The following is a 25,273-nucleotide window of genomic DNA, read 5'->3' as shown; positions in this document are numbered from 1 at the left end:
TCAGGGCGTATTGTGGCGTTGAAACCACAGGTTCGGGCATGGAATGGAAGTAGACCCACATGTACGCTCCGGAGCGCCAGCAGGAGATCCTCCGTCTCGCCCGCGACGGCGGACGGGTCGAGGTGCTCTCGCTCGCCGATGAGTTCCAGGTCACCGCCGAGACCATCCGGCGCGATCTGAAGGCGCTCGACCGGGCGGGGCTGGTGCGCAGGGTGCACGGCGGGGCCATCCCGGCAGGCCGGCTCGACTTCGAGCCCGACCTCGCGGAGCGCGAGTCCACCGCGGCCGACGAGAAGGACCGGATAGCCCGGGCGGCTCTCGCCGAACTCCCCGCGGACGGCAGCGTCGTCCTCGACGCCGGCTCCACCGTGGCGCGCCTGGCCGCAGCGTTCCCGCTGGAGTGCTCGCTCACCGTCGTCACCCACGCCCTGCCCGCCGCGGCCAGGCTCGCCGACCACCCCGGCATCGACCTCCATCTCGTCGGCGGCCGCGTCCGGCACCGCACCCGCGCAGCCGTCGACGCCTGGGCGCTGCGGGCGTACGGCGAGATCCGGGCCGATGTGGTCTTCCTCGGAACCAACGGCTTCTCCACCGCCGGCGGGCTCACCACGCCCGACCTCGCCGAGGCAGCGGTCAAGCGGGCCCTCGTCGCGGCCGCGCGCCGCGTCGTGCTGCTCGCGGACTCCGCGAAGTACGGCGAGGAGCACTTCGCCCGCTTCGCCGACCTCGCCGACGTCGATGTGCTCATCACGGACAGCGGGCTCAGCCCAGAGGACGCCGCGGCCGTCGAAGCCGCGGGCACGGAAGTGGTACGTACATGATTCTCACCGTCACCCCCAACCCCTCGCTGGACCGGACGTACGAGATTCCCAACCTCGAGCGCGGCACCGTGCTACGGGCCACCGGTGAGCGCATGGACCCCGGCGGCAAGGGTGTGAACGTGTCGCGGGCGGTCGCGGCCGCCGGGCACCGTACCGTCGCCGTCCTGCCGCTCGGCGGCGCCCCCGGTGCGCTCGTGGCGGATCTGCTGGCGGGACAGGGCATCGAGACCGCGCCCGTGCAGATCGCGGGAACGACCCGCTCCAACATCGCGCTCGCGGAGTCCGACGGCACTCTGACGAAGATCAACGCTCCCGGCCCGGAGCTCACGCCGGACGAGTCGCGGGCGCTGCTGTCGGCCGTCGCAGCACACGCCCGCACCGCCGACTGGATCGTCTGCAGCGGCAGTCTGCCGCGCGGTCTGACTCCGTCCTGGTACGCCGAACTCGTCACCCGTGCGCACGAGTCGGGAGCCCGGGTCGCACTGGACACCTCCGGGCCGTTCCTGACCGCCGCGCTCTCCGCCCGGCCCGACGTCGTCAAGCCGAACGCCGTCGAACTCGCCGAGGCCGTCGGCCGTCCGCTGGCATCCGTCGGCGACGCGGTGAAGGCTGCGGAGGAACTGCGCGCCCTCGGCGCGGGCGCGGTGCTGGCCAGCCTCGGAGCCGACGGGCAGCTCCTCGTCTCCGAAGCCGGCACCCTCTACGGAGCCGCATCCGTCGCCGCCGTGCGCAGCGACGTCGGGGCCGGCGACGCGTCCCTGGCCGGGTTCCTGGCCGCGGGCGGCGACGGCGAGGACGCCCTGACCGCCGCCGTCGCACACGGCGCGGCCGCCGTCCAGCTTCCGGGCAGTGTGATGCCCACGCCGTCCGACCTCGATCCCGCCGCGGTCCTGGTGACCGCGGACGTCCCCCTGGACCGCGCAATCACCCAGCAAGGGAGCCCGCGATGAGTGACATGATCACCGCGGACCTGGTCGACCTCGACCTGGCCGCCGCCACGAAGGAAGAGGCGGCTCGTTCGCTCGCCCGGCGCATGGTCGCGCTGGGCCGCGTCACCGACCTCGAGGGCTTCCTGGCCGATGTGGCGGCGCGGGAGGCGCAGATGCCCACGGGGCTGGACGGCGGCATCGGTATCCCGCACTGCCGCAGTGCGCATGTCAGCGAGCCCACCCTGGCGTTCGGGCGGGCCCCCGGCGGCATCGACTTCGGCGCGCCGGACGGCCCGGCGGACCTCGTCTTCCTCATAGCCGCCCCGTCCGGTGCCGACGACGCGCATCTGACCATCCTCTCGGCCCTCGCCCGCCGGTTGACGGACACCGGGTTCACCACCGCTCTCCGCGGTACGGCTTCGGCGACGACCGCGGCCGCGCTGGTCCGCGGAGACGTCGAGCCGTCGGCGGTGCAGGCGACCGGGCCCGCGGATGCGGCGAACGGTGGCCGAGGGGAATCGTCGGGCGGAGAGCCGCCGACGAGCGCGGCACCGGCGGCTCCCGGTGGCGTGGGGGCGGCGATGCCGGCTGGGACGGCCGGACTTGAGCCCGCAGTGTCGGAACCCGCCGTTTCCGCGACGAGCGAGGCCGTGGCGACCGGGGCGGAGACGAGCACCACGGTGAAGAGCAGCCACCAGAAGGGCGGCGACGAGAAGAGCAGGGCTGCGGAGAGCGAACTCGCGAGGGCCGAAGCCGCACAGGCCGAGACCCCGGAGAACGAAGCCGAAGCTCCAAGGGCCGGGACCGCGGAGAACGAAGCTGTGAAGAACGAGGCCGCGGAGGGCGGGGACGGGCCGGGTGCCGGAGAGCCCTCGGCCAGGCCCTTCCGGATCGTCGCCGTCACCTCCTGCCCCACCGGTATCGCGCACACCTATATGGCCGCCGAAGCCATCGAGCGGGCCGGGCAGGAGGCGGGGGTCGAGGTCGCCGTGGAGACGCAGGGATCCGCCGGGTTCACCCGGCTGGACCCGGGCGTCGTCGCCGCGGCCGACGCCGTGATCTTCGCCCATGACATCCCCGTACGGGACAAGGAGCGCTTCGTCGGCAAGCCCGTCGTGGACGTCGGGGTGAAGGCCGGGATCAACCGGGCCGCCGAGCTGATCGCCGAGGCCCGGGACAAGGCCGCCCGGGGCGAGGTGACGGCCGCGGCCCGGCCGACCCCCGTCGAGGGAGCGGGTGAGCCCGGCGAGGGCTACGGAACCAGGCTCCGGAAGTGGCTGATGTCCGGCGTCAGTTACATGATTCCGTTCGTTGCCGCCGGTGGACTGCTCATCGCACTCGGGTTCGCCGTCGGCGGCTACGAGATCACCGGTGCGAAGTCCGTCGCCGAGGTCTTCGTCTGGAGCGACCAGTCCAGCTGGGCCGCGCTCCTCTTCCAGATCGGCGGGCTGGCGTTCAGCTTCCTGATCCCCGTCCTCGCCGGATACATCGCCTACGGTATGGCCGACCGCCCCGGGCTCGTCCCGGGCTTCGTCGGCGGCGCGATCGCCATCACCATCAAGGCCGGTTTCCTCGGCGGCCTGGTCGCCGGACTCCTCGCCGGCGCCGTGGTGCTCGCCATCCAGAAGGTCAGGGTGCCCGCCGTGCTGCGCGGCATCATGCCCGTCGTCGTGATCCCCCTGATCTCCTCGGCGGTCGTCGGCTTCCTGATGTTCCTGGTGATCGGGAAGCCGCTCGCCTCGCTCCAGCAGGCCCTTACCGACTGGCTGAACGGCCTCAGCGGTGCGAACGCGGTCATCCTGGGCGCCGTCCTCGGCCTGATGATGTGCTTCGACCTGGGCGGCCCGCTGAACAAGGTCGCGTACACGTTCGCGGTCGGCGGCCTCGCCAGCCCCACGGAGGGTTCGCTGAAGGTGATGGCGGCCGTGATGGCGGCGGGCATGGTGCCCCCGCTCGCGATGGCACTGGCCACGACGGTACGCGGCCGGCTGTTCAGCAAGGCCGAGCGTGAGAACGGCAAGGCGGCCTGGGTGCTGGGCGCCTCGTTCATCACCGAGGGCGCGATTCCGTTCGCCGCGGCCGATCCGCTGCGGGTGATTCCGTCGGTGATGGCCGGCGGCGCTGTCACCGGCGCCCTGTCGATGGCTTTCGAGTGCACACTGCGGGCGCCGCACGGCGGCATCTTCGTCGTGCCGCTGATCGGCAACGCGTTCCTCTACCTCCTCGCCATCGCGGCCGGCACGGTGATCAGCGCGGCCCTGGTCATCCTGCTGAAGGGGCTGCGGAGGACCTCCGGGGCATCGGCGGCGACCGCGGCCGCGCCCGACGAGCCCAAGGTCGTCGCAGCGGTCTGAGTCCGGACCGGGTGTCCCGGCCTCGGGCCCTGTCCGCCCGAACCGGTGCCGCGGCGAACCCGGCCGGCGCCGCGGAGAACCCGGCGCCGCGGCAGGCGCGTGCCGCCGGTGCAGCCGGACCGCCGCGTCCGACCAACCCGGGATGGTGGCCCGCGCCCGTGTCCACCGGGGATGGTGGCCCGCGCCCGCGTCGCCGTTGCGGGCCGACCGGACGGCCCGGACCGGTCAGCGCACCCGGGCGCGGAGCTCCATGGCCTCGCGGGCGGTGCGCTCGTCCTCGTAGACCTCGCACATATGGCGTCCGTCGGGTGTGGCCGTGTGCTCCACCTCCCACAGACTGAGCTCGGTGCCGTCGAACAGCAGGAACGCGTGCTCGTAGAGCGTGAAGGCGGCGTCCCGCGCGTCGACCGGGCAGTGCCGTCCGAAGGCCTGGCCGATGTGGTGTGCGAACGCCGCCCGCAGCAGCCCGGCCGTCTCCTCGCCCGGCCGGTCCGGGTTCTCGGCCCGGCGCAGCAGCCGCCGGGCGTGGTCCGCGGAGTCGTCGGGGACATACGTGCGGACGGGGGAGACCGGCGGGACTGCCAGCAGCCGGCCCAGCAACTCCAGGTCGGCGTCGAGGTCGTCGCCCAGCCCGGCTTCCGGGCTGTCGAAGCCGGCGTCATCGAGCGCCGCGCCGAACACCGCAGCGAGCCCGCCCACCGGTTCGCCGTCCGTGCGACCCGCCGCGTCCGCGCACCCCGCGCCGTCGGTACCGGCCGGATGCGCTCCGCGTGCCGAACGCAGCCGGGACGCCGCCAGCCGGGCCTCCGCCTCGTCCGTGTACAGCTCGTGCCTCCGGGCGCCGTCGCGACCCGTGTTGTGCACCAGCTCCCACAGGGTGAGGGAGGAGCCGTCGGCCAGCAGGTACGCGTGCCGGTAGGTCGAACGGTGCAGGGCCGCACTGTGGTGTGAGGAGTGCAGCGAGCTGTCATGGGCCAGCGCCGAGTCGAGCCGCTCCACCACGTCGTCGGGAAGGTCGAAGGAATTGAGAGCCCGACCCAGGAGTCGCTCGAGGTGCGTCTCGGTTGTCTCGTACGGATCGTTCAAGGTGGATCTCCCGGATCTCCAGGCCGTCGCCACACGTCACTTGATGACTGCTTAACGTAGTCCCTGGGGCTGACATCGCGTCCCGCGTTCGGGAAAACGAACGGTGCACACGGCGAAGTTCCGCTACACCCGCGCGCCCCCTCAACTCGGTTGCGCCGGGCGTCAGTCCCCGCTCCCGGCAGCCGGCCCGGGGCCTTCCCGCCCCTCGTACCGATCCCCGGACCGATCCCCGTACAACTCGGTGTACGAGGGGAAGTCGCCGCCCCGACCACGCACGCTCCCGGCGGCCAGCACCGCCCGGACGATCGCGCGGGTGACGACGTCCGCCCCGGCCGCGAGCACCGCGTTGAGGGCGAGCGGATGCCCGTCGAGCGGACGAGCACCGGTGGCGAGCGCAAAGACGGTGTCCCCGTCGTTGAGGAGATGGACGGGCCGCACGGCGCGCGCGATTCCGTCGTGCGCGGTGCCGGCGAGCTTGTGTGCCTGGGAACGGGTGAGCCCGGCGTCGGTGGCGACGACGGCGAGGGTGGTGTTCATCGTTGGTGCCCCGTTGCGGTCGGACGCCTCGGCCAGCCGGTCCAGTGCCGCCGCGTGCACGTCGGGCGGCGGTGGCACCGGCGCCGTGCCGAAGAAGTGCCGCCCGTAGAGCACACCGGTGTCCGGGTCGAGCGCGGAGCCCGCCGCATTGGCCACGACCAGCGCGGCGACCGTCGTCCCGTCCCGCAGCACCGTGCTCGCGGTACCCACGCCCCCCTTCACCCCGCCCACCACCGCGCCGGTGCCCGCCCCGACCGAGCCCTCCTCGACCGGCGCGCCGGCCTCCGTGCGCGCGGCCGCCTCAACCGCCGCGTGCCCCGTCGATGCGTCCGGCCTCGCCCGCCAGTCCCCGCCACGGCCGAGGTCGAAGACGCATGCCGCCGGAACGACCGGCACGACCTGCCCGGGTTCCCGGCCCGCCGGCACACCGCGGCCCTGCTGCTCCAGCCACGCCATCACACCTGATGCCGAGTCCAGGCCGAAGGCGCTGCCTCCGGTCAGGACGACCGCATCGATGCGCTGGACAAGATTGCGGGGGTCGAGGGCATCGGTCTCACGGGTGCCTGGGCCACCGCCCCGGACGTCCACCGCGGCCACGACTCCGCCCTCCGGCGCGAGGACGACCGTGGTACCGCTCAGCGCGCCCTCTCCGCTGAGGCGGGCGTGGCCGACCCGGATGCCGCGCACATCGGTCAATGCGTCATTGAGTGACATGACTTCTGCGTATCACGAGGCGGCCGCCGGTGAGCACGGTCTCCTCACCACCGGGTTGTCACGCGGCCGGCACCGGGGTCGCCACGGCCCTGGCACCCGGGTCGTCACGCCCGTGGCATCGCGGCCCGGCCGGGGGCCGTCAGACGGCCGGGGGTCGCGCACCCGGGGCTCGCGCCTCTCCGGCGCCGCGGCTCGCCATGAAGACGCCCAGAGCGACGGTGGCCGCCGTCACCAGCCCCGCCGCGAGAACGGCGAAGCGGCCGGCGAAGGTGCACAGGAGGACCACGGGGACGGCGACCGGCAGGACCAGTTGCTGTGCCGTGGTCGCCTTGAAGTGCCGTGCGTGCAGCAACCACACCGTGCCCAGGTAGATCGCCACGGGCACGGTCACGGCGGCCGAGGCGGTCAGCGTCGGAATCGGCGCCTTGCCGACGGACTGCTCGACCGCCACCTCCAGGCCCGCCCCGATCGCGGCGGCGGAGGCGAAGATCAGGTAGTGGCCGTAGCCCCATGGCAGGGACTCCCGGTTGCTTCTGAGGCGTTGGTGGGCGGGCACGGCGAAGTAGATCCACCAGGCGGAGAAGATGATCAGGATGCCGCCGGCCGTGATGAGCGCCAACTCGGAGAACTCCTCGGCGTCGCTCAGTGCCGACTGGACCGCCACCGTGGTCGCGAACATCGTCTCGCCGAGCACGATGATGGTGAACAGCCCGTACCGCTCTGAGATATGGCGCGGATGCCAGGTGGTCTGGTGGTGACGCTCGGCGATGACCGGCACCAGCAACTCGGCCAATACGAGGACCAGGAACAGCCAGCGCCGTGAGCCCGCGGGCGCGAAGAGCAGGGCGATCCAGCCGAGCTGGCACAGCACCAGGCCGGAGGCATAGACGAGAGCCGTTCTGCGCGCGGGCCCCCTGCCCTCTGACGCGGCCGCTCGCAGCCACTGCGCGGTCAGGGCGATGCGCATGACGACGTAGCCGATGACGGAGATGGTCCAGTCGTTGTCGGCGAACGCCCGGGGAACGCCCGCCGCGTAGATCAGGACCCCGCAGATCTGCAGCATCGTCGCGATCCGGTAGGGCACGTCGTCGCAGTCGTAGGCGGAGGCGAACCAGGTGAAGTTCATCCAGGCCCACCCATGGCTTATCGTTCCAACACTGACTTGACCTGGGAGAACCGCGTGAGAGACGACCTGCCCACCCTGCGCGCGCTGGGCTTCACCGATGATGAGCTGTCCGCGCTAGGACTCTGGGAGCCTGCGACCGGCGACCCGGCCAGCCTCGCTGACGCCTACATCCGCCGAAGCAAGCGCAGCGATGATCTCGCGACCCTGCGCGCCCATGTCCGGGACGTCGTCCGGGCAGCCAAGTCAGACGGCGTAGCCATTCGGCATGTGCACTTTGAGCAGCGCAGCGCGAGCAAGGCCCACGTTCGCCGCGAGCAGTTCGATAACGCCGTATCCGCTGTGCTCGATGGTAAGTCACGGACGCTCTACGTCTGGAAAACGGACCGCCTTTCCCGCCGGGGTATGGGGCAGGTCGGTCTCATGCTGGACGACTTCGAAAAGCGCGGGGCTCGGCTCGTCAGTGTGACGGAGGGGCTCGACTCATCGCGCGGTAGTCGCATGGTGTTCGCCATTCTCAGCGAGCGGGCCCGCGAGGAAGCGCGAGATATCGCCATGCGCACAAAGACCGGCGGGGATGCGCACAAGGCTGAGGGACGCTGGCCCGGCGGAGTCGTGCCGTTCGGTCTGTGCTGCCCCAAGGGAAGCGGAAAGCTGGAGCACGACCCAGCGGAGTACACGATTGCGCGCCGCATCGCTGAGTCGCTACTCGACGGCCAAACGCCAGCGGCTATTGCCAACGAGCTGAACGCCGAACGTGTTCCTACCCGTAGGGGCAAGCAATGGCGTGCTCAGACGGTTATCCACCTTGCTCAGTCCCCGAGCTGGGCAGGGCTCATTCCAGACCGCGAGAGGGCCCGTGACGACTTCGGACAGCCTCTCGACAAGTGGCACCGAGGCGGAGATCCGCTGATGGGCCCGGACGGGCATCCCGTATCCGCCGGGCAGGGTGTTGTCACCTACGCCGAATGGGTCCGTATCGGCGAAGCCATCAGCGGGCGGAGCCGAGCAGCGAGCGGGAGTTCCGTAGGCGACCGGCGGCGGGGTGTCCGGAAAGCGGCGACGATCCTTACCGGCATTCTTCGCTGTCCGCATTGCGGGGGACCCATGGGGAACGGCGGACGGAACTATCGTTGTCTGGCCCGGATCAATCAGGGCGAGACTGTGTGTAAAGGTGCAGCCACCCTGCGAGAGCGGGCCGACGAAGCGATTGCGATCATGTGGATAAACCACATCCTTTCGCTGTCGCCCGACTCACCGACCATTCATGCCATTGCTCGCCGGTGGCTCAGCTACCAGGACCCAGCGCAGGAAGCGCGCAAGCACGCCGTAACGGCCGCCCTGGATAGTGCTGCCTCTCGTGAGCTGCGGCTGCAAAAAGAGTTCTTCATTGGCGGCGGCATGAGCGAGGACGTATTCACCGCGCTGCGTGCTGAGCTGTCCGCGCAAATTGCCGGTCTCAAAGCCGAGTTGGCCGAACTGTCGCAGGGTGCCGACTTGTCGCCGCTGAGTGACCCCGAAGCCGTCATTGATCTGTGGAATGCGGAAGGCATCGACGGCCAGCGGGTGCTACTGCGAGCAGCGATGCGGAGCGTGGCGTTGATGCCGTCAGCAGGGAAGGGCGATCGTACGCCGATCCTGGAGAGGCTGGAGCCTGACTGGTACGACGCTGGCGAGTAGCAGCCGCTAGGCACGCCCCTGAGTCGATCTGAGGTCCCTGTCTGGAGAGATCCGGACAGGGGCCTTTCTCATGCCCGCAGACGGCCGTACAGCGGATGAGTCCTGACGAACTGACGAACTAGGTATCTGATCTAGAACACCTAAAGAAACTCCTAGGGATTGGAGAACTACAACCCACATCGTCAGTTCGTCATCCTCAGTGGTAATCCAGACGCTCTCTTTTAGATAGCAGGTCGAGCTAACCGAACCGCTCTCTTTACTGCGAGGGCAACACGCCCATGCGGCTCTTTCGAAGCTACGCTGATAACCCGGGCATGGTGCGGGCAGCGCAGGCAGAGCACAGCGCGAAAGCGCACACCGGCAGGCCATCAACCATGCGCCGGTAATCAGAACCAGTCCCAGCCCATCGGGGACTCTAAAGATGCGTGGACCCCGAACCAGCCCCCAGGGCCGGTAGTGGTCAGACAAGGCGTGATGGCCTCTTGTCTGACCGCTCCCGGACCCTGGGGGCCTTTTGCGTTTCCAGACCTCATCGAGAGAAGGTCGCCATGCGACTAACCGAGCAGGAGCGCCAGCGCGCCGAGGACGTACTACACCGGAACGTCACCAACTGGCATCCCGCTGGTTCGCTGCTGATTCTTGACCGGCTAGACCGACTGGTTGGGCTGGCCGAAAAGCTACTAGAGCAGCACGGCACCGACATTGAGTGACCACGTTCTAAACCCTGAAGTCACGGCCCTGGTCGTGCGCAGCCTCGCAGCGAACGGAATGGACGTTGCTTCACTGCTCGCCCCTGCTGAGTCCACCGATGACGACCACTGGGCACCGGTCGACCTTGAAGCCGTCCTAAGCGGGATAGACACGTCGCCAGACCCTGCGTTTCTCCGCCGAAATGATGGCGCTGCGCTGCTGTATCCGGGACTGATCCACATGTTCTACGGAGAAAGCGAGTCGGGTAAATCCTGGGTCGCTCTCCACGCTGTAGCCTCGGTCCTGGTCGATGGCGGCAGTGCCGTATATGTGGATCTCGAATCAGACGCTTCCACGGTCGTTGGCCGCCTATTCGCCCTGAACGTCCCTGCCGACGCTCTGCGGGCCCGTTTCACGTACGTGCGGCCGGATACCTCGCCTGACCGTTCACCGGCCTTTCAGCGGCTGCTCAGCACGTCCTACGACCTTGCTGTAATCGACGGCAGTTCAGACGCCTACGCGCTGTTCGGGCTGAACCAGAATGACGCCGTTGATGTGTCGCTGTTCATGCGCAGGTTGCCCCGTCCACTCGCTGAACGTTGCGGCGCTGCCGTGGTGTTGATTGACCACGTGCCCAAGACGACGGCCGGTAGCCGTTTCGCACAGGGCAGTCAGAACAAGCTCAGTGCAGTAACCGGCGCCGCCTACCTGGTCGAGCCCCTGGATGCGCTAGGCGCCGGCAAGCGGGGAGTTCTCGCTGTCCGGGTAACCAAGGATCGGCCGGGAAAGGTTCGGGCCGTTTCGGGGCTGTACAGAAAGTCTGACCGTACGCAGGTTGCTGCGAGCATCGTCATTGACTCATCCGGCGACGGCACGGTGTTTGACGTACTGGCACCGAAGGAGTCCGAGGAGGTTTCTCGTTCCGACGAGTTCGAGAACCTGCAAAACGCGATCATTCGGTACCTAGACGTCTACCCCGGGGCGTCGACTACAGCGATTCGCGACAACGTCAGAGGCTCAGCCGCAAAGGTCGGTTCTGCCCTTACTGCGCTGGCCGAGGTTGGCCGTGTCCGGGTTGAGGCGAAGAAGGGAAAGGGCGGCGGGTTCCGGCACTTTGTCGCTGACCCGGGTGACCCTGCGCTGTCTGACGGCCCCGGCATCTTCGCTGACGAGTAGCCCACAGTTCTTGTCTTTCGGTTCTCGTTCTTCGTTCCCCTTCTAAAGAAGGGGGGAAACGAGAACTAAAACGAACCTCTCTCCAAGAACGAGAGAAGGAGAAGGAGACCCACCATGCCCCATTGGCTCACCACTGCCGAGTACCTAGCTGAGACCCGTCACACGGCCCTAACCGTCGACCTGCCAGACGCAATGGCTTCCGGTGACATTGAGGCCGGCAAGGCCGCTATGCGCACTGCCGCTGATGCGGATTCCTGGTTTGAGGCTGAGGACGTCGTCTCTTACTGGTAGCAGGCACACCAACCAAACACATGGGACCCCGGTAGCCACTCGTTACCGGGGCCCTTCCAATGGAGTAACCACCATGTCTAACCCTCGCTCCCACACTGAGCGCACCAACATCAGCCACGTAATCACCCGCGCTGCCCGTGCGATTCTCGATGCCGACAAGGTCGATTTCGACAACGTCGCTGATCTTGCCTCGCTGGTCGACGCTCATGCGCGACTTATCAGCGCCCGCACCACGGCCTACCGAACGTCTCGCTTCGCCGCTTCCGAGGAGGGACCCAGTGACCAAGGCTGAGTTTCACCGCGCGCTCGCTTTTGTCCTCGTTCCAGAGCCCGGGGCCCATACTCCACTGTCGGATATCCGTTCCGCTGCCCTGGCGCATATGGGCCTGAACTACGGCGTTAGCTATCGAATGATCAAGGATGCCCTCCGGGCCGTAGGCGTGACTTACCACAAACGCGAGAGTGAGGGTTTCTACTTCGTCGAGAACATAGGAATTGCCCGATGAGCGTCCAACGTCTACCCCGAATGATGCCTGAGTCGCCGGACTTAGAACCCGTCATGCGCGAGATATTCCATGAGGTCGCCCGCGCTGAGCCTTTGGGTCTGGAACCAACGGGTCTCATCTGCTGGGTGTTCGCGCAGGCTGCCAGGCGCCGGGGCGTGTATCTGTCCTATGGCGACATAACCCGCTGGGTCGCTGTCAATGGCTTCCCGCGAAAGCACTACCGCAACCCGCGTGGGCATTGGTTCACCGGCATTGCCCTGCGCGACGATTTCAACACTGAGGAGAATTGACCATGTTCGCTGACATCACCGTTTACAACTACCCGCCCGCCGATGCGCTACCCGCCGACGTAGCAGATGCCGTCAAGGCACGTGATACCGCCTACGACGCGCTTATGGACTTCGAAGAGGAGTGGGCGGACCTCCTTACGCACAACTGGCGTGATATCGCTGAGGCCAAGGATATTCGCCTAGCGGTCGACGCTACCCGCGCTGGCAAGGATGCATTTAAGGGTGTGTCCGCCGTTGCTGCTGCCCGCGAAAACCGCCCCCGCGTGGTCGGCATTCATCAAGTCCTCGCCGAAAACCTGCGAAGCGCTGAGACTGCCGCTAGGCGCGCGTTCAAGGGAATTGCCCACACGTTCGAGGCTGATGCTGTGACCGGGCTCCAGAACGCCGCTCAGGCCGCTGAGGATGCCTACCGGGCCTACCTCGCTGCGAGGGACACATTCGGCGGAGCAGCCAACCGTGTTCGCTGGGTCCGCAATTGGCAGAGCGACCACCCGTCCGACTACAGCGAGGATGGCTCAACCCCTGCGCTGGCCAACGGACTTTCCTCGAATGAGCGTGAGCCGATCGCAGAGATCCGGGACGTGCTGCGTTCCTACGATGCGCCGTTCATCGCTGACCCACTTGTGAGCGTGCGCACTCCCAGCGGGCAGGTGATCGAGCTTCGCAAGTCGCAGGCTGCTGCGCTGGTCGGTTCCGTGAACGCTCCCGGCGTCGAGATCATCAGCGCGTAGCGCACACATCCCATTTTTCGTAGGTGGGGGTCCCATCCCGGGCCCCTGCCTGCGTGTCACAGACCGAAAGGAAACCCGCCCGATGACTGACTACCCGCCGCCCGGCATTACGCAGATGGAGTGGGCCGAGATGAGCACCAGCGAAAGAGCGGCAGCGCTGTACAACGGTGAGCCCATCTCGTGGGAAGACGACTGGGATATGAAGTGGCGGCGCTGGCTTAGCGAGTAGCACATCGTAGGTGGTCGGCTCGACATTTCACTGAGGCGACCCCTTACTTCCGCCATGACATCACATTGAGTGACAAGGGGGGAGGGGGTGGACCCCTACTGACCAGGGGACCCCGAACGCGGGGGAGGGCTCTGCCAGGTGCTCTCGGGGGAAAATACGGAGCGTATTCAAAACCCGTTTCCGCAATCATTCTGTAACCAATGGAGGTAACATACCGTGGCCAATATCGAGAACCTACGCAGGGGCCGTTCTATCCCTGGCCAGCGCCGGACAACCCTACCCGCTGAATGCACTCTGCCCGTACCCATGCCGCCCGCCCGCGCGGAATCCTGGTCTGATGACATGCTCTCTCGCTGGTCGTCGCTATGGCGGGGTCCCAGCGCGACGCTATGGGATGACGCCTGTATTGGCATGGTCGCTCTACTGGTCGAGCTTGAATCACTGGGAACGAATGTCAACGCTGCTCAGCTAACTGAGGTTCGCCGCATTTCCGAGACCCTTCTACTGACTCCTGGTTCGCTGTCTGCCGCCGGTTATGCGCTGTCCGGGTGGCCTGTGTGAGTCAGAGTCGACGCAGAGCAGCAGCACGCAAGGCGGATATTCCGCAGGAGCAGAACCCACACGCCGAACGTGTCACTGATCTACGGTCCCGAATCCTTGCCATGAATCACTTCTATGAGGACGAGAACGGTGTGATTCACAATGGCACGCCGCTAAGGCGGGTGGACCAGTGAGGCAAGTTACTGTGAGGCTCGATGACGACCAGGCCGCACGCCTAGAGAGTCTTATGGCGTCCGGTGAGTCGGCGAATGCGATTCTCCGCGCTGCCCTGACTCACTACTACGGCGCATGCAACCAGGCGCGATCACTGCGCGATGCTGGCCACCCCGGCGGAATGATTCAGACACAAGTCGAGATAGGCCCGGAGGGAATCACCCTGGTGCCTCTACCCCCGCTGATCGGAGTCCGAGCATGAAGCGAATCAGAGTCAGAGTCCATGACGACCAGTTCGCCGAGATTCAGCAGGCAGCGCGAGAGGCTGGCCAGACAATCGCTGAGTGGATACGCGAGGCAGCCCGCAGGCGCTCGTCTGCTGCCTCTAAGAGCGCTTAGCGCAACAAGAGCCGCCAGTTCGACCCGCCCCGGGAAACCAGCGACGGCGCTGGCAGGAGCACCCAGCCCAAAGACCCTGATGTGACGCTGCAACATGAGGAACAAATTAGCGTGACGCGGTTCGAGTGGTCGGGGATTCAATTACTCTCTGCCGGACACCTCGGCGTGCCAGCCACGGACGCGTTCGCTAGGATAGCTATGTGAGGCAGTTCTGCCTGAACCCACCATCATCGTTCGGTCATGGAGGGACTATGTCCAGGCTCCTCAAATCCGCCCTTGGCGTGGTTATATCTGCACTACTTGCAGTCGGCGGTAGTGCAGTCACGGCGAGTGCATCGCCCGTTGAAATTGGCGACGCTATTACTCCCACTCAGCAATGCCCTAAAGGGTACAAGTGGATGAAAGGTAAGTGCGTCTATAAGCTCCATGTTCCGAAGAAGAAGCCGCAAAAGGAACCTTCAGCATGGCGCGTTTACTGCGAAGGTTTCTTGAACACTTGGTACACCCTGTCCGATCCCGAGAGGACCCCTGACCTACAAAAGACAGCTGATTTCTGTAAGCGCCACGTAAAATTCTAGGCGCGTGCTTCGAGAAGTCAGCTGCCATGCCCCTTGTAACGGCACAGTGACAGCTGCCGACAACTGAAGTCCCGTTTAGGGCTTGGTAAGCGCTCCAGGTTCTAAACGGGACTTCTGTATTCAGGTGGCTAGGACTGGTCCACCTCTGCCATGAGGAGCCGCAGAGTCAGCGAGTGTTTCTCCGGGGGTAGAGCGTCAAGAGCAGCCCGTGCGTAGGCCGTGCCGCCTTGCTTGTCACCGGAGCGGGCAAGCATTAGCCCTCGGTGCATTTCAAGGTGAGTCGCGAATCTCGGCAGCGAGTCGGGTAGTTCGCGCCGTGCCGCCTCTTGCGCTGTCACTGCCGTTGTCTCGTCCCCAAGTCGTGCGGCCAGTAGCGAAATGAAGACATTCATGCGCCACCAGGGGACGGCATAGTCCGAGTTCTGCTCATGCGATCCGGCGCTGTCGAAGATCCGGCGCCCGTCATCCATCAGCCGGCACGCTGTCTTCAAATCTCCCCGAATCGCTGCTGCGTGAGCCTTACCCATCACGGCATTCAAGAGCCCCAAGGATGGTTTGTCGCTGATGGCCATGGCCTGATCGGCGAACATGTCCGCAACACCGAGCGATGCTCCCTCGTATCCCAGCGCGATAGCCGCTCGACCACGGACCCACACGCGTGCCTGATCGTCGCCGGATTGGTCGGCGGACTCAGCGGCGAGTCGGTACCAATTCACAGCCTTGGCACCATCGGAGCCGGGAAACGTCTTTGCGTAAAGGGTCATGAGTCGCGCAGCCACGGACCATAGCCGGGGCTCTTCGAGTTGCTGCTGTACTACGACCAGTTCGCCGGACACTCTGCGCTGAATGTCGGCAGCGCCAAGGCTCATGTACTCCGTGCCGTAGTTGGCTAGTTTCCCTTCCCAGTCCTCGACGGACGGGCCACCGCGCAGCCTGGCAGCGAATCCGGCGCTGATCAGATCGGAGGCGACCACGGGCGCTATGGCGGTCGCGGCCACATCGGACAGGAACGTACGTCGCTTCACTTCACCCTCTAGAACCGCTAGGGGCACGTCTAGGACGGCCGAGAGACACCGGAGGTAGAAGTTCCCCGGTGCCACCTTGGAACGCTCCCAGCGGCTCACGTACTCCCGGTTGAGCCCCGTCCCGAATGCAGCGTTGATCTCGTCTGCTAGTCGCCCCTGCGACCAGCCTTGTGCCTCGCGTAGATCTTTGATCAGAGCACCGATGGCCATGGGTCCATCTTGCCCCTAGCGCTGCCCCTTGACAGCAACTGGCGGCCGTGTGCTGTGACTTGCCCCTATCGCTGCCCCTAGTGAGCGTCCGTCTCAGGGCCGACGATCAGCGCAAGCGATTCGAGGGGACGGCGAACCGATGGCCACCAATGACACTGACGCGACCCAATGTGAGTACGTGACGTATGCCCCCGCTGGCCAGACGTGCCCTGCGTGCAATCGGCCGATCAACGAATTGGAGCCGTGCCGCCGAGGTGCCGTCGAGAGAGCGTCCGGCGCGCCCGTAGTCGTGTACCGGCACGCTGAGAGGTGCCCGGCATGAGTACCGTTCTTCGGTTCGTTGCGCACACCATTCGGCACGTGCCGGAAGGTGGGGTGATCTTCGAAGCGTTCTGCACAGCACCAGGCTGCGCCGAGCAATCCGGCCCGCAGGATCGGCAGGAGGCAGCGCAGGACTGGTGTCTGGGCCACACCGGCAGGACCGGTCACAACGTCTTCCGCAGAGTCGTGACCGACCATGCACGCGTGACCCGCGCCGAGTAGCCCCGACCCGCTGAGCGACGGCGAGTAGGACAGTTCAGCGAGTCGGACCGGCCCCGTCCGTCTGCCATCCCCCGGGCAGGCTGGCGGGGCCCTTTGTTGCGTTCATCCGTGCTGGTCAGAGATCCGCGCTAACATGTTGCTCCGTTAGGCCATGCGCACCAGATGCCGAAGAAGACGTACAGATACCCGACGACGCCGTCGGCGACGTGGTTCTCCGCGATCGCGTGCACCAACTGCACCCCGGCCTGCCCCACCGCGACGACGAAGCACAGGTCGAAGAAGAGCTCCAGCGGAGTGGCCGAGCGATGTGGCTCGTCCCGGCGCCGGGCGCGCATCTGCCGCAGGGCCCGGAAGCCGGCATGCCCATGGGAGGCGGACGAGGGGGTCGAGGAGGTCATGAACCCAGCACAGCAGAAGGCACCGGATCCGCATCCCGCACGGCATCGTGGCGGGAGTGCCGGATGGACCGGCGTCTTTGAACCGGCCCGCCCGAACACCGCCGTCTCGCCCGACGGCCGGCGGAGCCGGCCTTCGCGGGGGCCGAGCGCATCTCCCCGCCGCCCGTCCGGCCCGTCCGACCCGTTCGACCCTTCCGGCCCGTCCGTCCGAGAGCCGGGTCCTGTCCGCCGGTCGCTCCTGCCGCTCCTCCGGGGAGGCCCGGACCGGGCCACCGAGGCGCCTGTGGGCCCCGGCGTACGCTTGCTCCATGAGCACCGCCCCCACCACCGGACCGCGCGATGCGGAGGAGCCCCGGCAGCAGCCCCTTCCGAAGCCCGGGTTGATCTTCGACGATCCGCTGGACCAGCAGTCCGCGGACGATACGGACCGCGGGTGGGGCGAGCGGCCTCCGGCGAGCGGTGACAGCGCCGCGGACCTCGCCCGCTTCCTCGACGAGAAACCCCCGCACCACCTCTGACGGTGGCCCCGTGCCGGGAGCTGACGGGACGACCGGGGTGGACCGGTGCGGTCCAGGAACGCTTGGGGCGGACCGGCGCGGCTCATGAGTACGCCCGGTGGACCGGTGTGGCTCGGTGGTGATCCGGGCGGACCGGTGCGGCTCAGCACAGGGTCACCGCCAGACGTGAGGTGGCTCCTGCTCCGGCCAGCGCCGTGGCGACGGGGCGCGGCACGGCCAGGACGATCAGCGCGCCGCCGTCCTGGAACCCCTCGGCGGCCCGTGGCACCTCCACCACGCGGGCGCCCGTCACGACGATCCGTGCGTCGGGCCCCGTGCGCGACCGGACGCCGGGGCCCGTACCTGGACCGGAAGCCTCGCCCGACGACGCCCCGGGAGCCGCGATCACATCCACGCGGTCGCCCGGCTCCAGCAAGCGGACCGTCTCGGCGTCCGCGATGCGCACCGGAGCGGAAACGATCTCCGCACGCCGCTCCGAGGCGCTGCCCGCGGAATGGTCCCCCGCCGATGCGCTTCCCGCTGAGACGTCTTCCCGCGAGACACCGCTCGACGGGTCCGCCGGTGCCGAGGCCTGATGTGGCGGGCCCTGGGAGGGCGCAGCGTGCTGCGGCAGCGCGGCCGGGACGCGTGGCGAGTCCGGCCCCGGTTGCACTCGCGGCAACCAGGCCGCCAGCGCGGCGGCGGTGACGGCCAGCCCCGCCGCGAGTGCCCGCCGTCTCCGCCGCAGCACCCTTCTGAACCGCGTCCGCGGCCATCGCCGTCCGTCCGGCAGCAGCAGCGGAGCAAAGGTGGGTACCCCGCACGGCTCCGGCACCGGCGCCGGGGGCAGACCCTGACGCCAGGTCTCCGAAGGGCTGCCGGTGTCTGGGGGCCGAGGAGGCCTCCAGGAGCCCGAGAACCCGGAGGATGCATGTCCAGGGGAAGAGAGAGTGGAGAGCAGCGCCATGGTGGTGACCGCCTGTCCTGTGCGCGGCAACGTGGAGCGGGCGACGTGCGCCCGACGCCCCTCACGATCCCCGTTCTCGCGGCGGCCCGCTCCGGCCTGTGGACGGCTTGAGGACTGTGGAAAAGCTCCTCACTCGCACGGGTGACAGGGGCAGGGAGCGCCCTCGATCAGGCATGGGGGCGACCTCGATCGGGCAGGGCGGGACTGAGATCAAGCAGGGCGGGACCGAGATCAAGCAGGGGCCGGACCCCGATCACACCTCTCTCGTCGTACGGCGCGGCCCGCCCGGCGCTACGGCAGTGTTATGCCGGTCTTCAAGCCGTTCAGCGCGTTCCTGCAGGGGCAGCCGCGTTCCTCGCCCGCCGGCAACCCCGCCACCGCGTCGAACAGCACGTCCCTCAGCCTGTCCACGTTCGCGGCGAAGACCGTCAGTACCTCCTCGTGCGAGACGCCCTCGCCGCTCTCCGCCCCGGCGTCGAGATCCGTCACCAGGTTCATGGACGTGTAGCAGAGCTCAAGCTCACGGGCGAGCGCGGCCTCGGGGTGCCCGGTCATGCCCACCACCGACCAGCCCATGGCGGCATGCCAGCGGGACTCGGCGCGGGTGCCGAAGCGCGGACCCTCGACCACCACGAGAGTTCCGCCGTCGACCGGCTCCCAGTCGCGTCCGCGCGCCGCGGCCAGTGCGGCCGCCCGCCCCGCCGGGCAGTAGGGGTCGGCGAGGGACACATGGACGACGTTCGGCACTTGGCCGTTCGTCAGCGGTTCGCCGTCGAAGTAGGTGTCGGCCCGGGACTTGGTCCGGTCCACCAACTGGTCGGGAACGAGCAGGGTTCCGGGGCCGTACTCCGGCCGCAGGCCGCCGACCGCACACGGCCCGAGCACCTGGCGTACGCCCACCGACCGCAGGGCCCACAGGTTGGCGCGGTAGTTGATGCGGTGTGGCGGGAGGCGGTGGCTGCGGCCGTGCCGGGGGAGGAAGGCGACCTTCCGTCCCGCGATCTCGCCGAAGAACAGGGAATCACTCGGGCTGCCGTACGGCGTGGTGATCTCGGCCTCGGTCACGTTCTCCAGGAAGGAGTAGAACCCCGAGCCGCCGATGACGCCGATCTCCGCGCGCTGCGCGCTCTCTGCGTTGGCCATGGCGGTCACAGTAGCCGCGCTCGAACACGGGCCGGTATCCCGCCCGCAGGCCGCCCGTTACCGCCCGTTACCGCCCGTTACCGCCCGTTACCGCCCGGTATCCCGCCCATGGGCCGCCCGTAACCGTCCGGTGTCCCCTCCGGGACCGCGGGTGCGCCCCAATGTGCGCGCGCCCATGCGGGTACGCGCGAACACGTGACGGCGGGACGGCGGTCATGCGAAAGGTCCCCGCCGCCCGGAGGCTGCGGGGACCCTGCGAGAGTTCCGGGGATTCAGGCGGCCGTCGTACTGCCGGACGCGGCAGACGAGGAGCTGGAGGATCCCGCCGAGGACTTCGAGTCCGACGACCCCGACGCCGCAGGCGACCCGGACGAGGAGGAAGAGGAAGCAGAGGAAGCAGAGGAGGAGGACGCCGAGGACTTCGCCGACGAGGCCGACGGCGTGCTGCCCGAGGAGGAGCCGCGGCTGTCGTTGCGGTAGAAGCCGGAGCCCTTGAAGACGATGCCGACGGCCGAGAACACCTTCTTGAGGCGTCCGTGGCAGCCGGGGCACTCGGTCAGGGCGTCGTCGGTGAACTTCTGCACCGCCTCGAGGCCCTCGCCGCACTCGGTGCACTGGTACTGGTACGTCGGCACGTGTCTTCCTCCTGGCACTCTCACTCGATGAGTGCTAACGATGGTCCATATTGACGCATTCCCTCGTCTCAGTCCACCGCCGCGGGCACTCGGTGACCGACACCACGTGCGACCGTACGGCTGTGCGGGCGCGGAACGAGGCGCGAACGCAGCACCACCAGGGTGACCAGGGCGAGCACGGTGCCGGCCAGCGGTACCAGGAAGCCGGCGGTCGAGCCGTGGGTGTCGGCGAGCCGGCCGGCGACCGTCACCGAGGCCGCCTGGCCGAGCGCCACGGATCCGGTCAGCCAGGTGAAGGCCTCCGTCCGGGCCGACGCCGGCACCAGCGGCTCGACAAGCGTGAAACCGCTGATCAGCGCGGGTGCGATAAACATTCCGACGACCAGTCCCAGCCCGCCGAGCAGTACCGCGGAGTGCGCCGTCCAGAGCAGTGACGCGGCGATTGCCAGGCCCGCGTAGCCCGCCACCATGCGCCGCCGCGGTCCGGACTTCCACGCGATCGCGCCGACGGCGATGCCCGCGAGCATGTTGCCGGCGGCGAAGAGCCCGTAGAGCAGACCGTTCATGCCGGGCTGGCCGATCTCCTGGGTGAACGCGGTGAGCGAGACCTGCATGCCGCCGAAGACGGAACCGATGCCGAGAAAGGCGACGGCGAGGACCCGGACGCCTGGCACCGACAGCGCCGACGCGCGCGTGCCGCGCCCACCGGTCCCGGGGCCGCCGAAGGCCGGCTGCGTGCGGCGCTGTGCGGCGAACAGCAGACCGCCGGCCAGGGTCAGTCCGGCCTCGGCGATCAGTCCGGCGGCCGGGTGGACGCCGGTGCACAGGGCCGTGGCCAGCACCGGTCCGACCACGAAGGTGAACTCGTCGGTAACGGACTCGAACGCCGCGGCCGTCGGCATGAGCCGGGACCCGCCGAGCCGCGCCGCCCAGCGGGCCCGCACCATCGGGCCGACCTGCGGCACCGAGGCACCGGTCGGCACCGCGGCCGCGAAGAGCACCCACAGGGGAGCGCCCGCGAGCGCCAGCGCGGTCAGCGCACCGACGGCAGCGGTGTGCACCAGCACACCGGGGATCAGCACGGCGCGCTGCCCGAAGCGGTCGGCGAGCCGGCCGCTCTGCGGGGCGAACAGCGCCATGGAGACGCCGGTGACGGCGGCGACGGCGCCGGCGTCACCGTACGAACCGGTGGTGTGCTGTACGAGGAGGACGATGCCGATCGTCAGCATCGCGAACGGCTGCCGGGCGGCGAACCCGGGGAGCAGGAACGTCCACGCGCCGGGAGTGCGCAGCAGCTGCCCGTAGCCGGGGCGCCGGGCGCCGGATGATGCGTCCGAGGGTGAGGGGGTACGCGATGCCGAGGAGGTACGCGAGGACGTGCGCCTCGGCGACGATGTGCGCGTCGGCGACGACGCGCCCGTGGACCGGGGCGTATTCGTGGACTGGGACGTACCCGTGGACTGGGACGTACCCGTGGACCGGGTTGCACCTGCGGTCGGCGACGCATCTGCCGAGGAGGCGGACGTGCCGGTGGACCACCGGTTGGCGGACGACGTGCCGAAGGATGAGGCCCTGTCCGAGGACGGCGCCGGGGGATTGCTCGAAGACGTGCCGGTAGACGTGCCAGGAGCGACCGTGGACTCCACGGCCCTTGCCTTTCTGCCGCCTGGTAGCGCTTTCCCGGGGTGCCGGGGTTCGCCGAGAGCTGTCCTCTTGCGCGGAACTGCGGTAGATACCGGGCCCCTCTGCGGGGGATCACTCGGCCGCCATACGGTCGCGCCAGCTCTGCGTCAGGCAGAGTTGGTCGATCAGTGCGCCTTCATGTTACAGGGGTCGCCGGCATGCCGCCTCGGATTGCGTTGAGACGACGTATGGTCACCTGGGATTGGTCGGCGGTACACATCCAGGGCCCGCCGCGGGCCCGCGTCACGCCACGGGGGTCGCCTCGGTCAGCCCGACCGCGTCACACCGCGCGTTCCACCGCGCGTCGCCCCGGTCGCCCCTAGCCAGTCGCCCCGGTCGCCCCTAGGGCCTGTTGTGAAAGTGGCGCCGTCAGTCGCCGTTGAAGACGAGATACCGGTGAGCCTTGCGCTCGACTTGAGCAGTCAGCACAAGGATTTCGTGCACCGCCTCGGCTTCTTCGGCGGCTGAGCCGTTCGCCAAGGCCCGGAGTTCCGGGATGAGGACTCTGAGCTGCGATCGGTTGAACACGGTGTCGTCGCAGGGATCGACGCATCCGAGCATGGGCAGGTTCTGACTCTCCGCCCGTCTGCACAGGTCAGCGATGGATGGATGCACGCACGTGGCTTCGACGGCGCCTGTGAATGTCCGAACCTGAACGCTGATCTGCATGGGGGCACGCTACTGCCCGACAGTTGGTGCCACCGAAGCATTTACGGAGCTCAGAGCCATTCGTTGATGGCTGCGATCAGCACGGTCGCTTCATAGCGGACGGCGAGTTTGTCGTACCGTGTGGCGACGGCCCGGTGGCGCTTGAGCCGGTTGATCCCGCACTCGACCGCGTGCCGCTGCTTGTAGTCGTCCTTGTCAAACGTCGGCGGCCGGCCGCCACGCGATCCACGCTTGAGGCGGTTGCGGACCCGGTCCCCCGGAACCGGGATGGTGGCCTTGATCCCGCGTCTGCGCAGGTAAGAGCGATTGCGGCGGGAGTCGTACGCCTTGTCGGCCCGGACTCGATCCGGGCGCTTGCGTGGCCTGCCGAGACCCAGCCGGGGAACCCGGATGGCTTCCAGGACCGGCTCGAACTGCGGGGAGTCGCCCCGCTGCCCGGCGTGATCACCACGGACAAGGGCTTCTGCCCCTGCTCGACCGCGAGGTGAATCTTGCTGGTCAGTCCGCCGCGGGAGCGTCCGAGGCCGTGGTCGGCCGGCTCGATGAAGATCCCGCCAGGCGGTTCCTTCTGGAGATCCCCCTTTTCGCCGCTCCGGCGGCGTGCTGATGGGCTCGGCAGACGGTGGAGTCGACGTTCACGTCCCAGGTGATCAGACCCTTCGCGTCGGCCTCGGCCTGGAGCTGGGTCAGGATGCGGGCCCAGGTGCCATCCCGCTGCCAGCGTCGGAACAGGTCATAGACCCGGTCCCATGGCCCATAACGCGCGGGCACATCCCGCCAGGGAGCACCGGTCCGGGTCCGCCACCGTATGCCGTCTATCAACTGCCGCCGCGTCCACACCTGCGGCCGACCCGGCTTGATGCCCCGCGGCAGCAGCGGCTCAAGCCGGGCCCACTGGCCGTTCGTCAGATCCCCACGCCTCACAGCAGGTGATCATCAACGAACAAGATCCACTTTCGCAACAGACCCTAGCCACGGGTACCCAGCCAGCCGGCCAGCTTTCCGCCCTGCCCCACCGCCCGCAGCCGTGCCTCGGCCGCGTCCCGTACCGGATCGGTCGCCACCACCAGCAGTTCGTCGCCGCGGCGCAGCACCGTCGTCGGACTGGGGACGAAGCTCTTGCTCTCGCGGACGACGAGCGTGACGGCGGCGCCCGCGGGCAGCCGCAGTTCGCCGACCTCCACGCCGTGCATGCGGGACTTCTCCGGGATCGCGACCGACAGCAGATGGCCGCGCAGCCGTTCCAGCGGTGCCGACTCGATGCCCAGGTCGGCGGCCTCCGAGCCGTTCCCCAGCTTCAGCGCCCTCGCCATCCACGGCAGGGTCGGCCCCTGGATCAGGGTGTAGACGACGACCAGCACGAAGACGATGTTGAAGATCCGTTCGCTGCCCTCGATCCCGGAGACCAGCGGAATGGTCGCCAGAATGATGGGCACGGCGCCGCGCAGACCGGCCCACGACATCAGGGTCTTCTCGCGCCACGGGATGCGGAACGGCAGCAGGCTGATGACGACGGACAGCGGCCGGGCCGCCATCGTCAGCACCAGTCCGATGACCACCGCGGGCCAGAAGTCGCGCACCAGCTCGTGCGGGGTGACGAGCAGTCCGAGCAGGACGAACATCCCGATCTGGGCGATCCAGCCGAGTCCGTCGGCGAATCCGCGGGTGGCCGGCCAGTGGGGCAGCTTCGAGTTCCCGAGCACCATCGCCGCGAGGTAGACGGCGAGGAAGCCGCTGCCGTGGGCGAGGGCGCCGACGGCGTAGGCCGTCACCGCGATGGCCATCACGGCGATCGGGTACAGGCCGGACGCGGGCAGGGCGACGTGGCGCAGCCCGAGCGCGCCGAGCCAGCCGACGGCGAGGCCGATCGCGGCGCCGATCGCCAGCTCCAGCAGAATCGTTCCGATGAGGACGTACCAGGCCTCGACGGGTTCCGTGGTGGACAGCGCGATGACGAGGATGACGACGGGGGCGTCGTTGAAGCCGGACTCCGCCTCGAGGACTCCCGTGGTGCGGGCGGGGAGGGGAACCCTCCGCAGCACCGAGAAGACCGCGGCGGCGTCCGTCGAGGAGACGACCGCTCCGATGATCAGTGCCTGCCGCCATTCCAGCCCGACCAGGTAGTGGGCTCCGGCGGCCGTGACGCCCACGCTCACGGCGATGCCGACGGTCGACAGCATCGCCGCCGCGGGCAGGGCCGGTCTGATCTCCTTCCACTTCGTGCCCAGGCCGCCCTCGGCCAGGATCACCACGAGAGCGGCATAGCCGATCACCTGCGTGAGCCCGGCGTTGTCGAACTCGACGGCGAAGATGCCGTCCTGCCCGATCGCGACTCCGATACCCAGATACAGGAGCAGGCTGGGGAGCCCGCTCCGGGAGGAGATGCGCACCGCCGCGACGGCGATGAGCAGGACGAGCGAGCAGATGAGCAGGAGTGCATTGAGCTGGTGGACAGTCAGCGGCCGATCCTTCCCCTCGTGCGCCCGCCGGATCGTGCCTCCGGCAAGCGACACTTCGTTACCTTACCTAATCTTTAACGCAATCTTGACGCTCCCATGACCGACTCCCCTTGTTAATCGTCAGTAAGTTCGAATGCCGTGGTGGTGATGTCGCGTTACTGATACCGCGTCCGGGCCCGTCGATCGCTGCGCCTAT

Annotated in this window: 23 protein-coding genes and 3 pseudogenes; 14 read left to right on the top strand and 12 right to left on the bottom strand. The window is 68.2% G+C overall.

Annotated features, from left to right (window positions below; genetic code table 11):
* The first annotated feature begins 59 nt into the window (after positions 1 to 59).
* The 3 genes from DDW44_RS12550 to DDW44_RS12540 are packed head-to-tail and all read left to right on the top strand — an operon-like array spanning position 60 to position 4,104.
* A complete protein-coding gene (locus DDW44_RS12550; protein WP_108906467.1) occupies positions 60 to 821 on the top strand; it encodes a DeoR/GlpR family DNA-binding transcription regulator in 762 nt (253 codons plus the stop codon).
* Positions 818 to 1,771, top strand: coding sequence for a 1-phosphofructokinase (gene pfkB / locus DDW44_RS12545; RefSeq protein ID WP_108906466.1), 954 nt, complete (start codon positions 818 to 820; stop codon positions 1,769 to 1,771). Before DDW44_RS12550 ends, pfkB begins: the two co-directional genes overlap by 4 nt.
* Positions 1,768 to 4,104, top strand: coding sequence for a PTS fructose transporter subunit IIABC (locus DDW44_RS12540; RefSeq protein WP_108906465.1), 2,337 nt, complete (start codon positions 1,768 to 1,770; stop codon positions 4,102 to 4,104). Before pfkB ends, DDW44_RS12540 begins: the two co-directional genes overlap by 4 nt.
* A 225-nt stretch (positions 4,105 to 4,329) precedes the next feature.
* Here the strand turns inward: DDW44_RS12540 and DDW44_RS12535 are convergent, their stop codons facing one another.
* The 3 genes and pseudogenes from DDW44_RS12535 to DDW44_RS12525 all read right to left on the bottom strand — a co-directional run.
* Positions 4,330 to 5,190 carry a DUF6227 family protein gene (locus DDW44_RS12535; protein ID WP_108906464.1) on the bottom strand — a complete coding sequence of 287 codons (861 nt, stop codon included), beginning with the start codon at positions 5,188 to 5,190 and terminating at the stop codon, positions 4,330 to 4,332.
* 162 nt (positions 5,191 to 5,352) lie between these two features.
* A complete protein-coding gene (locus DDW44_RS12530) occupies positions 5,353 to 6,441 on the bottom strand; it encodes a P1 family peptidase (protein WP_108906463.1) in 1,089 nt (362 codons plus the stop codon).
* A gap of 139 nt (positions 6,442 to 6,580) precedes the next feature.
* Positions 6,581 to 7,648 (bottom strand): annotated as a pseudogene (locus DDW44_RS12525) (low temperature requirement protein A); the annotation flags it as partial.
* Here DDW44_RS12525 and DDW44_RS12520 point away from each other — a divergent pair.
* From DDW44_RS12520 to DDW44_RS33650, 9 genes are all read left to right on the top strand, one after another.
* Positions 7,580 to 9,244 (top strand): recombinase family protein, encoded by a 1,665-nt coding sequence (locus DDW44_RS12520; protein ID WP_108906462.1) that lies wholly within the window; start codon positions 7,580 to 7,582, stop codon positions 9,242 to 9,244. The pseudogene DDW44_RS12525 and the gene DDW44_RS12520 sit on opposite strands and share 69 nt — an antisense overlap.
* Before the next feature lie 548 nt (positions 9,245 to 9,792).
* Positions 9,793 to 9,954 (top strand): hypothetical protein, encoded by a 162-nt coding sequence (locus DDW44_RS32045; RefSeq protein WP_167455491.1) that lies wholly within the window; start codon positions 9,793 to 9,795, stop codon positions 9,952 to 9,954.
* Between the two features lie 34 nt (positions 9,955 to 9,988).
* Positions 9,989 to 11,110, top strand: a complete 1,122-nt coding sequence (locus DDW44_RS12515) for an AAA family ATPase (RefSeq protein WP_146207011.1) — start codon at positions 9,989 to 9,991, stop codon at positions 11,108 to 11,110.
* Between the two features lie 364 nt (positions 11,111 to 11,474).
* Entirely contained in the window at positions 11,475 to 11,693 is a 219-nt protein-coding gene (locus DDW44_RS31645; RefSeq protein WP_146207010.1) for a hypothetical protein, read from the top strand.
* Positions 11,680 to 11,907, top strand: coding sequence for a hypothetical protein (locus DDW44_RS31640; RefSeq protein ID WP_146207009.1), 228 nt, complete (start codon positions 11,680 to 11,682; stop codon positions 11,905 to 11,907). Before DDW44_RS31645 ends, DDW44_RS31640 begins: the two co-directional genes overlap by 14 nt.
* Before the next feature lie 53 nt (positions 11,908 to 11,960).
* The gene (locus tag DDW44_RS12510) at positions 11,961 to 12,197 is read left to right on the top strand and encodes a hypothetical protein (RefSeq protein WP_146207008.1); all 237 of its coding nucleotides are present in this window, start codon (positions 11,961 to 11,963) and stop codon (positions 12,195 to 12,197) included.
* Positions 12,198 to 12,199: 2 nt separating this feature from the next.
* Positions 12,200 to 12,928 (top strand): hypothetical protein, encoded by a 729-nt coding sequence (locus DDW44_RS12505; protein WP_108906459.1) that lies wholly within the window; start codon positions 12,200 to 12,202, stop codon positions 12,926 to 12,928.
* An 82-nt stretch (positions 12,929 to 13,010) separates the two neighbouring features.
* Positions 13,011 to 13,157: a hypothetical protein gene (locus DDW44_RS32040; protein WP_167455490.1), complete on the top strand. Its 147-nt coding sequence runs from the start codon at positions 13,011 to 13,013 to the stop codon at positions 13,155 to 13,157.
* 849 nt (positions 13,158 to 14,006) lie between these two features.
* Positions 14,007 to 14,270 carry a plasmid mobilization protein gene (locus DDW44_RS33650; protein ID WP_483027308.1) on the top strand — a complete coding sequence of 88 codons (264 nt, stop codon included), beginning with the start codon at positions 14,007 to 14,009 and terminating at the stop codon, positions 14,268 to 14,270.
* A gap of 706 nt (positions 14,271 to 14,976) precedes the next feature.
* Here the strand turns inward: DDW44_RS33650 and DDW44_RS12500 are convergent.
* Positions 14,977 to 16,083, bottom strand: a complete 1,107-nt coding sequence (locus tag DDW44_RS12500; RefSeq protein WP_108906458.1) for a helix-turn-helix domain-containing protein — start codon at positions 16,081 to 16,083, stop codon at positions 14,977 to 14,979.
* Between the two features lie 318 nt (positions 16,084 to 16,401).
* On the opposite strand from DDW44_RS12500, the gene DDW44_RS12490 reads away from it, so the two are divergent.
* Positions 16,402 to 16,626, top strand: a complete 225-nt coding sequence (locus DDW44_RS12490; protein WP_108906456.1) for a DUF7848 domain-containing protein — start codon at positions 16,402 to 16,404, stop codon at positions 16,624 to 16,626.
* 143 nt (positions 16,627 to 16,769) lie between these two features.
* Here the strand turns inward: DDW44_RS12490 and DDW44_RS12485 are convergent.
* Positions 16,770 to 17,024 (bottom strand): annotated as a pseudogene (locus tag DDW44_RS12485) (low temperature requirement protein A); the annotation flags it as partial.
* A 308-nt stretch (positions 17,025 to 17,332) separates the two neighbouring features.
* Here DDW44_RS12485 and DDW44_RS12480 point away from each other — a divergent pair.
* Positions 17,333 to 17,542: a hypothetical protein gene (locus tag DDW44_RS12480; protein ID WP_017945690.1), complete on the top strand. Its 210-nt coding sequence runs from the start codon at positions 17,333 to 17,335 to the stop codon at positions 17,540 to 17,542.
* Positions 17,543 to 17,684: 142 nt separating this feature from the next.
* Here the strand turns inward: DDW44_RS12480 and DDW44_RS33340 are convergent, their stop codons facing one another.
* From DDW44_RS33340 to DDW44_RS12440, 7 genes and pseudogenes are all read right to left on the bottom strand, one after another.
* A complete protein-coding gene (locus DDW44_RS33340) occupies positions 17,685 to 17,987 on the bottom strand; it encodes a hypothetical protein (protein ID WP_108906455.1) in 303 nt (100 codons plus the stop codon).
* Between the two features lie 792 nt (positions 17,988 to 18,779).
* Positions 18,780 to 19,631, bottom strand: a complete 852-nt coding sequence (locus DDW44_RS12470; RefSeq protein ID WP_026281648.1) for an S-methyl-5'-thioadenosine phosphorylase — start codon at positions 19,629 to 19,631, stop codon at positions 18,780 to 18,782.
* A gap of 272 nt (positions 19,632 to 19,903) precedes the next feature.
* Positions 19,904 to 20,266 (bottom strand): FmdB family zinc ribbon protein, encoded by a 363-nt coding sequence (locus DDW44_RS12465; RefSeq protein WP_108906454.1) that lies wholly within the window; start codon positions 20,264 to 20,266, stop codon positions 19,904 to 19,906.
* 68 nt (positions 20,267 to 20,334) lie between these two features.
* Positions 20,335 to 21,495, bottom strand: coding sequence for an MFS transporter (locus DDW44_RS12460; RefSeq protein WP_108906453.1), 1,161 nt, complete (start codon positions 21,493 to 21,495; stop codon positions 20,335 to 20,337).
* A gap of 823 nt (positions 21,496 to 22,318) precedes the next feature.
* A complete protein-coding gene (locus tag DDW44_RS31635; RefSeq protein ID WP_146207007.1) occupies positions 22,319 to 22,618 on the bottom strand; it encodes a hypothetical protein in 300 nt (99 codons plus the stop codon).
* Positions 22,619 to 22,668: 50 nt separating this feature from the next.
* Positions 22,669 to 23,542: pseudogene (locus tag DDW44_RS12445) on the bottom strand (IS5 family transposase).
* A 44-nt stretch (positions 23,543 to 23,586) separates the two neighbouring features.
* The gene (locus DDW44_RS12440) at positions 23,587 to 25,131 is read right to left on the bottom strand and encodes a potassium/proton antiporter (protein WP_018889747.1); all 1,545 of its coding nucleotides are present in this window, start codon (positions 25,129 to 25,131) and stop codon (positions 23,587 to 23,589) included.
* Positions 25,132 to 25,273: the final 142 nt, after the last annotated feature.

Source organism: Streptomyces tirandamycinicus (genome assembly GCF_003097515.1).
GTDB classification, from domain to species: Bacteria; Actinomycetota; Actinomycetes; order Streptomycetales; family Streptomycetaceae; genus Streptomyces; species Streptomyces tirandamycinicus.
This window is presented reverse-complemented; position numbering and strand designations above follow the sequence as displayed.